Annotated in this window: 4 protein-coding genes and 2 pseudogenes; all 6 read left to right on the top strand. The window is 62.8% G+C overall.

Annotated features, from left to right (window positions below; translation table 11 throughout):
* A pseudogene (locus CKO41_RS17740) lies at positions 1-176 on the top strand (ISKra4 family transposase); the annotation flags it as partial.
* A gap of 128 nt (positions 177-304) precedes the next feature.
* Complete coding sequence (locus CKO41_RS17735; protein WP_200253398.1) at positions 305-904, top strand: acyltransferase; 600 nt, start codon at positions 305-307, stop codon at positions 902-904.
* A gap of 4 nt (positions 905-908) precedes the next feature.
* A complete protein-coding gene (gene asnB, locus CKO41_RS17730; RefSeq protein ID WP_200253397.1) occupies positions 909-2,801 on the top strand; it encodes an asparagine synthase (glutamine-hydrolyzing) in 1,893 nt (630 codons plus the stop codon).
* A 1-nt stretch (position 2,802) separates the two neighbouring features.
* Positions 2,803-4,020, top strand: a complete 1,218-nt coding sequence (locus tag CKO41_RS17725) for a glycosyltransferase (protein ID WP_200253395.1) — start codon at positions 2,803-2,805, stop codon at positions 4,018-4,020.
* Complete coding sequence (locus CKO41_RS19060) at positions 4,013-5,173, top strand: glycosyltransferase (protein ID WP_200253393.1); 1,161 nt, start codon at positions 4,013-4,015, stop codon at positions 5,171-5,173. The genes CKO41_RS17725 and CKO41_RS19060 overlap by 8 nt, the downstream gene beginning before the upstream one ends.
* A 155-nt stretch (positions 5,174-5,328) precedes the next feature.
* A pseudogene (locus CKO41_RS17715) lies at positions 5,329-6,457 on the top strand (IS3 family transposase); the annotation flags it as partial.

Below are 6,457 nucleotides of genomic sequence, written 5' to 3'. Positions count from 1 at the left end.
TCACCGAGGCGGCCTGCAAGACCCTGGTCAAGCAACGGCTCTGCGCCTCCGGCATGCGCTGGAAGAACAAAGGCGCGAAGATCGTCCTCAGCCTGCGCGCCCTCACCCACACCGCCGGGCGGTGGACGCAGTTCTGGCAGAAGATCGATCAGTTCGGGGCTCAATGCGCCGGCTGAGCACATTATGCGGAGGCCGCACCCGGCTTATGGGTAATGGTATGGAGAGGTGGTGCCTCGCGCGGGACGCTGGCGTGAGCCGCGCGTGGGGGTCTGGTGAGGCCGTTGAAACTGAGGTTCGGGCTTAGATGCGCCGTTCGATCAAGCGGCTGGTTTTCGGCATGGCGGCCCTGGCCGTCTCGCCGCTTATCCTTGCCGCCGCCCTTGAGAGGTGGCTTTCCAAGGGCGAGGGAGGTTTCGTGGGGATCAGCCAATTCCTGTCGCTCTGGCCGGGGCTGGCAGGAGCCTACCTTAGGTCCGCCTTTTACTGGGCAACACTGGATAAGTGTCATTGGGAGATCCGCGTCGGCTTCGGCTCCGTCTTCACCCACAGAGGTGCGACCCTCGGGCGGAACGCCTCCATGGGGGCCTACTGCGTGATCGGCCATGCCGACATCGGGGAGCAGGTGATGATGGCCAGCCGTATCAGCATTCCCAGCGGCAAACGGCAGCATTTCGACGAGGCTGGACAGATCAGCGGGGAGCCGCGGTTCGATCGGGTGGCGATCGGACGCGGGACATGGGTTGGTGAAGGGGCAGTCGTGATGGCGGATGTCGGCCAAGACTGCATCGTATGTGCCGGCGCCGTCGTTACCAGCGCGATGCCGGCTGGAACGCTGATCGGCGGCAATCCTGCGCGCCTTTTGAAGCACTTGGATGCGTGCGAGCCGGCATCGCGCAAAGGGTAAAGAAATGTGCGGCATCACCGGTTTCGTTGACTTCGCAGGGCTCGACTCCGACGAGGCGCGCTCACGCCTCAAGCGCATGACCGACGCGATCATCCATCGCGGGCCGGACGAGGAAGGGGCGTATGTCGACAGCTTTGCCGCCCTTGGGCACCGGCGCTTATCGATCATCGATCTGAGCAGCGGCCAGCAGCCGATGGGCGCCGCGGGGGGACAGGTTCAGATCGTATTCAATGGCGAGATTTACAACTTCCTCGATATCCGGAGGCATCTCGAAGCGCGCGGTTATGACTTCAGAACTCACTCTGATACGGAGGTTATTCTGGCCGGGTACATGGAGTGGGGCGAGCAGTGCGTAGAGAAGCTGAATGGCATGTTCGCTTTCGCCATTTGGGATGCGCGAAACAGGAGGCTTTTCATCGCGCGCGACAGGGTTGGGAAGAAGCCCTTGTACTACTGGCGCAAGGGTTCCCTGTTCGCCTTCGCATCGGAGCTCAAGGCCCTGCGGGCGGGAGGACTCTGCCCGGACGGCATCGACGCCGAGGCCCTGGACTGCTACCTAACATTCGGCTACATCCCGGCGCCGCGAACCATCCATACCGGGGTGCGGAAGCTACAAGCGGCACGAAGCCTGATGGTTACGGAGTCCGCGGAGGTACAGCGCCAGTACTGGCATTTGAGCTTCGCGAATCCGCGCGAGCGCGTCCTCGCCGATGCGGCGGAGGAGCTCGATCATCTTTTGCACGACGCCGTGAAGTGCCGGCTGATGAGCGAGGTTCCCCTCGGCGCATTCCTGTCGGGCGGCCTAGATTCCTCCCTGGTCGTCTCCTCGATGGCACGGTCGATGGACCGCCGTGTCGTCACCAACGCGATCGGGTTCCACGAGCGGCGCTTCAACGAGCTTCCTGCCGCCCGGGCCGTGGCCTCGCACCTCTGCACTGAGCACCACGAGTTCGTCGTCGAGCCCCAGGCTGCGAGTGTGCTCGAACGGATCGTGCACCACCTGGACGAGCCCTTCGCCGATTCCAGCGCCATACCCACCTGGTACGTGTGCGAGATGGCCCGGAAGAACGTGACCGTCGCCCTCTCGGGAGACGGCGGTGACGAGAACTTCGGCGGCTACACGTTTCGCTACCTTCCCCATATAGCCGAATCCAGGCTGCGGGGAATCCTTCCCACCGCGCTGCGGCGGCTGACTTTGGGGCCGCTCGGGGCGTTGTGGCCGGGGTCGGCGAAGCTACCGCGCCCCCTGCGCCTGAAGACGATCTTCGAGAACCTCGCAGTCGGCGACGCCGAAGCCTTCTATCGCGATCTGATATGGCTCAGGGCGGACACCCGGGCGGCGGTCTATTCGGCGGATTTCCGCGCGGCGCTCCGGGGATACACGCCCTTCGAGGAGATCCAGCCGCTTTACGCCGGCTGCGACGCGCTGGACGCCTTGGGGCGAGCACAGTTCACCGATATTCACTTCTATATGACCGAGGATGTGCTGGTCAAAGTCGACCGTATCAGCATGGCCCACGCCCTCGAAGTCCGCTCCCCGCTGATGGATCACCGCGTCATCGAGTTCGCCGCCGGATTGCCTAGGCAAGTCAAGGTCGGGGCGGGCCGGGGGAAGCTCGTGATGCGGCAGTTGGCGGCTCAACGGCTGCCGCGGGAGATCGTCGAGCAGAAGAAGTCGGGCTTTTCGATCCCCGCGGCGCAGTGGCTGCGCGGGCAGCTCAAAGGCATGGCGCACGACTCGATATTCACCGGGCGCATCTATGATTACCTCGAGCGCAACGCCCTGCGACGGCTGTGGGACGAGCATCAGGCCGGCTCGCGCGACCACAGCGTCTTTCTGTGGGCCGTGATGATGCTCGGTCTCTGGCAGCGCAGAACGGAAAGAGGGCCGGTCTGACATGGCAACGGATTCGCCAATCCGGGTCCTGCACCTCGGCAGCCCGACCGGCCTCTACGGCGCGGAGCGATGGATACTGGCCCTGGTGAACAACATGGACCGCACGCGGGTCGATTCGACCGTCGCTGTGATTCGGGACGACCCGAAGCTCGGCGCGGACCTGTGCTCCGAGGCCGGGCGGCAGGGCTTCCGCACACAGGTTTTCGAGGCCTACGGCAAGGTGAACTTGTCGGCGGTGCGAATGCTCAAGGGATACCTCCAGGCAGAGGGCATCGATGTCCTGCATACCCACGGCTACAAGACCGACGTGATCGGGCTGCTCGCAGCGCGGGGCACGCGTTGCAAGCTGGTCTCGACGCCCCATGGCTGGAGTAAGCAGGCCGGGCTCAAGCTCAGGCTCTACGAGGCGTTGGACCGGCGTGTGTTCTGTCACCTGCACGCGGTGGTGCCCCTGTCGCAGGATCTCTTCGACGATCTTTCGACCAAATCGTGCCTCAGGGGCAAGCTGCACCTCATACCGAACGGCGTCGACCTTTTCGACGTCCGCCGGCCGGTGGCTATTGCCCCGGAGATTGCCGCGTGGACGGCGGAAGGGCGCTTCGTGTTCGGTTACATCGGCCAACTCATCAAGCGCAAGGGCCTCGACGTGCTACTGCAGGCGCTCGCTGGATGGTCCGGTGATAACTGGCGGCTGGCTCTCGTGGGTGAGGGCGACGAACGCGGCGCGCTGGAGGCGCAGGCGCGGGCACTCGGCATCGGCGATCGGGCTCGCTTCTTTGGATTCCGCGAAGACAGGATGGCCTTCCTCAAAGGATTCGACGCGTTTGTCCTGCCGTCCCGCCTGGAGGGCGTTCCGCGCTGCCTGATGGAGTCGATGGCCGCCGGGGTGGCGACCATCGCGTCCGACATTCCCGGATGCCGCGACCTCATCACCCACGGGGAATCCGGCCTGCTTTTCATGCCGGACAGCGTTGCGGGCTTGCGCGGGGCGTTGGCGCAGCTCGCGCGCGACGAGACCTGGCGGAGCAGGCTGGCATCCGCGGGACAGCGTACCATCGAGGAGAACTGGTCGGCGGAGATCATGGCGGAGCGCTATGGTGCGCTCTACGGGGAACTTATCGGTTGCACGAGGGAGGTCTCGCATCGCTGTGGGGATAATGAGGTGCGCGCTCGGCAGGCTGACGGAATCCACCTTACGGAGCGTGCAACTCGTGACTGACGGAAATCCCGTAGGCGGCGCACGGAAGCCGTCCTTCCTTGTCTTCTCGGACGATTGGGGCGAGCACCCATCGAGCTGTCAGCACCTGTTCCTCAGAATCGCAAAGAACTTTCCGGTGGTCTGGGTCAACACTGTCGGAATGCGCAGCCCAAAATTGACTGTCGCGGATGCGAGGAAAGCCTGGCGTAAAGCCGCGAAAATGGTGTCCGGGTCATCGCAGTCAAACGGCGGGCAAAGCGACGTAACTGTCCTCCAACCGCCCATGTTGCCCTATGCCGGCCTGCGGATTGTCCGCGATCTGAATCGGCGATCTGTCGTCCGGGCGGTCCGCGGTGCGCTGCACCGGCTTGGAATGCCCTCGCCAACCGTGGTTACGACCGTACCCAACGCTGCCGATGTGGTTGGATCGATACGGTGCGCGCGTATCGTCTATTATTGTGTGGACGATTTCGCGCATTGGCCCGGCATGGATTCTGAGCGGGTGCGGAACATGGAGGAGCGACTCATCTCCCAGGCGGACCTGTTCATCGCAACGTCCCAGAAGCTCCTAGAACGCTTGCGCGCCACCGGGAAGCGAAGCTACCTCCTAGAGCACGGGGTCGACGTTGATTTCTTTGCGACCGAGGCGGAGGTGGAGCACCATGCCGTCGCGGCGATCCCAAAGCCCAGGGTCGGTTACATCGGCCTGATCGACGAACGATTGGATCAGGATCTCCTGATCGAGGTCGCATCTAGAATGGCAGACGTGTCCTTTGTCTTGGCTGGCCCCGTCGTAACCGACGTCAATCGGCTCCGCAGACTGAATAACGTATTCTTCACCGGCGCGATCCCATATCGGGAACTGCCCTCGCTGATAAAGGGACTTAAGACACTACTCCTGCCTTACGTCTGCAATACCCTGTCCGAGTCGATTTCTCCGTTGAAGCTCAAGGAATATCTTGCAACTGGGAAACCTGTGGTCAGTACCCCCTTATTGGAGGTGTCGGCGATGAGGCCGCACGTGTTGATTGGCGGTTCTCCGGATCAGATTGCGGAAGCGCTTGACGTGGGCATTGCCGCCGCAGATTCAAAACCACAAAGAGATTTCCTCCTTAAACACGACTGGAGTATCAAAGCGCAGCAGTTCGTCGGCATGTGCATGAGTGGGCGCTGATCCCTCTTATGGGTCTTCCGCTAATCGTGTGTATACAAGCGTCATAGATTAGAGTGGCGACAGCATGCAGGTGAAGATCTTCAAGCGTAGGTCGAAGTGGTCTAATGGCAGCAGACACTTCGGTTAAGGGAGAATGCCCCTGGCTGAGGTGAGAGATGGAGAGACGTAAGAAGTACACGAAGGAGTTCATGGAGGACGCCATCCGGCTGGCTGGTCCTGTAACAGGGTGATTGGCAGACCGAGGCGTCGACGAGCTTAGAGGCGTCGACTGCAGCCTGCTGGGGCGCCGGATCGAGGAGACCGAGTCTGAGGGCCGTGATGCGCGTTCCGGGGCAACGACAAGCGCAGCGAGGAGCAGGAGGAGTTGCGTCGCCTGCGCGAGGGGAATCGAGGCTTGCGCATGGAGCGGGAAATCTTAAAGAAGCAACGGCCCTCTTCGCGAAAGAGTCGAGCTGAGATACCGGTTCATTGACCAGGAGAAGGATGCCTATCCGGTGAAGATGGGTTGCCGAGTACTGGGCGTCAGTCGTAGCGGGTTCTACGCCTTCTGCGCCGCGCGGGGTTGCGCTCCTGACTTGTGGCATGAGGAGAGGCTCGCCTAGGTCCAGGACATCGCCTAGGTCCAGGACATCGCCGAGGTGTTGGATCATACCGATGGTTTCCGCCGTATGGCAGGGCGTTGTGGGCCCTGGCCTATCGTGTCGGCCGCCTCAAGCCTGCCGTCTGATGCGTGAAGCCGGCGTGTGGGTGCGCTACCGACGGCGGTATCGGGTTACGACCGATAGCCAGGGCGGGCAGCCAGCGTTCGAGAATCGCCTGCCGCGCCAGTTTGCCGTCGAGGCCCCTGACTGGGTCTACGCGGGTGACATCCCCTACGTAGGGACGGCGCCGGGATGGCTGTATCTGGCCGTGGTCATCGACCCGTACTCGCGCAAGGTTGTTGACTGGTCCACGGGGCGGCGCCTGCCAAAGGGACCACTGATCCACGACTCCGACGGCGGCGTGCAGTACGCCAGTCGGGCCTTTCGCAAGCTGCTTGACGCCCACGGCATCGCGGGCCGCATAAGCGGCAAGGGCGATTGTTGGGATAGCGCGGTGGTGGAGAGCTTCTTAGGCTCGTTGAAATTCGAGCGCATCAACTGGCGTCGCTGCCAGACTCGCGAGGAAGCCCGAGCCGATATCGTCGACTACATCACGACGTTCCACAACAGCCGACGGCTGTATTCGTACCTGGGCTACCAGCGTCCCGGCGGGTTTGACAGAAATGGCCAACTGGCCAGTGCG

The sequence above is a fragment of the Thiococcus pfennigii genome (genome assembly GCF_016583835.1).
Lineage (GTDB): Bacteria > Pseudomonadota > Gammaproteobacteria > Chromatiales > Chromatiaceae > Thiococcus > Thiococcus pfennigii.
Note: the sequence above shows the minus strand (reverse complement) of the source record. Positions and strands in the feature narration are given on the sequence as shown.